This window comes from Streptomyces sp. NPDC059718 (genome assembly GCF_042733315.1).
Lineage (GTDB): Bacteria > Actinomycetota > Actinomycetes > Streptomycetales > Streptomycetaceae > Actinacidiphila.
Genome location: NZ_JBHWGA010000139.1, coordinates 1 through 1,416, shown reverse-complemented (window position 1 = coordinate 1,416; position 1,416 = coordinate 1). Strand labels below are relative to the sequence as shown.

Below are 1,416 nucleotides of genomic sequence, written 5' to 3'. Positions count from 1 at the left end.
CCGGGGTGGATGGAGGGCAGGGGCGGGCAGCCGGAGGGCTACTGCCATCGGCAGATGCTCGACGCGGTCCGCTACCTGGTCGCGGGCGGTATCACGTGGCGGTCGATGCCCGCGGACTTCCCCGCGTGGGAACGCGTCTACGCGTTCTGGCGGCGGTGGCGGGACCAGGGCCTGATCGGTGAACTGCACGACCGGCTGCGCGACCGCGTCCGCCAGGTCGAGGGCCGCGATCCGGAGCCGACCGCGGGCATCATCGACGCGCAATCGGTCAAAGGGGCGGCGTCGGTTCCGGCCGCCAGCAGGGGCTTTGACGGAGGGAAGAAGACATCCGATGCGAAGGAACTGTCAAGCGGCCTTTCCGAGTTGGGCGTTTGAGGTTGCGGGGAAAGCGACGGCTTCGCTGTAGTGGACTCGTTGGTTGAGGCAGTGGTGAAGGCAGCCGATCATGCGATTGAAGAGGTTGCGCTGGGCGGCGGTGTGACGGTCCCCGGCCTCGCGGCGGCGGTCGTAGTGGGATCTGGCGCCGTCTGAGTGGGTGAGGGCGGCGAACGCCCAGACGTAGCCGACGGCAGCCAGACGCTGGTTTTTGACCCGTCGGGCCAGGACGGCCACGCTCTTGCCGGAGGCCCTGGTGATCGGGGCCGATCCGGCGTAGGCCTTGAGGCCTTTCGCGTGGGAGAAGCGGGATCGGTCGTCGCCGATCTCGGCGAACACCCGGGCGCCGCTGAGCGGACCGAGCCCTGGGAAGCTGGTGATGATCTCGGCGTCCGGGTGTGTTTCAAAAGACTCCACCGCGGCCTCGGCGAGGTCCTCGGCGCTGACGCACGCGGCGTCCAGCTGTCTCAAGAGGGCCAGGGTCTGGCGCCCCATGGCTTCTTCGACCAGCGGCAGTTGGCGCATTTGGGGGAGGTGGAGCGCGGTCTGGAGGCGCTCGGCCTCGGCGTCAATCGTGTTCTTTCGCCCGGCCTTCTTCAGCAGGGACCGCAGCTGGGTTCGGGTCAGCCGGGCGGCCTGTGCGGGGGTGGGGGCGGCGGCCAGGAGGACGCGGGCGATGGGGTGGCAGACACCTTCGCGGCGGATGCCGACCGCGGTCAGAAAGCCCGGGAAGTACTCGCGCAGGTGGGAGGTGAGCTTGTTGCCGGCCTGGGTGCGATCCCAGACCGCATCCTGCTGAGCGCGGGCGAGGACCGCGATCGCCTGGGCAAGCTCGGAGTCGGCGGGCAGCCTGCGGTGGGCAGCAACGTCGGTACGCAGGATGTTCGCCAGCACCATGGCGTCGAGGTGGTCGGACTTCTTGCGGCTGACCGCGTGCCGGTCTCTATAGTGCGTTGGCCACGAACGTTGCCGGGTGTTGGTGACTCGCCGGTCGGTGCTCGCGGTGCTGGGTTTGTAGGCGTCATCCTCGATATCGACGTG

2 protein-coding genes are annotated in these 1,416 nt (G+C 68.9%); one reads left to right on the top strand and one right to left on the bottom strand.

What is annotated here, in order from left to right; translation table 11 throughout:
- The coding region (locus ACFV3E_RS46705) for a transposase (RefSeq protein WP_500542638.1) at nt 1–375 on the top strand (375 nt) is incomplete at its 5' end.
- Here the strand turns inward: ACFV3E_RS46705 and ACFV3E_RS46700 are convergent.
- A partial coding sequence (locus ACFV3E_RS46700; RefSeq protein WP_500542636.1) for an IS110 family transposase occupies nt 346–1,416 on the bottom strand: 1,071 nt, incomplete at its 5' end. The genes ACFV3E_RS46705 and ACFV3E_RS46700 overlap by 30 nt on opposite strands.